The sequence below is a fragment of the Cognatundibacterium luofuense genome (assembly GCF_018139685.1).
GTDB lineage: Bacteria > Pseudomonadota > Gammaproteobacteria > Burkholderiales > Burkholderiaceae_D > Undibacterium > Undibacterium luofuense.
Genome location: NZ_JAGSPN010000261.1, coordinates 1 through 377 on the forward strand (window position 1 = coordinate 1; position 377 = coordinate 377).

At 45.1% G+C, this 377-nt stretch carries 1 protein-coding gene; it reads right to left on the bottom strand.

Features of this window, described 5'->3' with window-relative positions:
- Window positions 1-262: aminotransferase class III-fold pyridoxal phosphate-dependent enzyme (locus KDM89_RS20315; RefSeq protein WP_230428010.1), on the bottom strand; the 262-nt coding region annotated here is incomplete at its 3' end.
- Between the last annotated feature and the right edge of the window lie 115 nt (window positions 263-377).

Sequence of the window (377 nt, forward strand, 5' to 3'; positions counted from 1 at the left end):
TATAGAAAGGTAATTGCACCATTTGTCCATGTACAGCGTCAGCTATGCTTTTGCGTCCGTAACCTACATTCGTACACCACAAGCCAGCCATACCATCGAGCAGGCGATTACCTTCCGAGTCCCACAAATAAGCGCCTTCGCCTCTAACCATGATGCGTGAGGTCTGCTCCTTTTTTAAACGATAGTCGGCAAACGGATGCAAATGATGGGCTGCATCTGTCTCTTGCATACATTGTGTATCTATTTTTTCATGATTATTCATACGATTTTCCTCTCTAAGTTCCATACATGGCGATAACTGACTAAGGTTGACGATCAAGTCGTTCATTCATCCTGATGGCGTCAACACACTTGTTCGTTGTGCAGGTCACACGTCG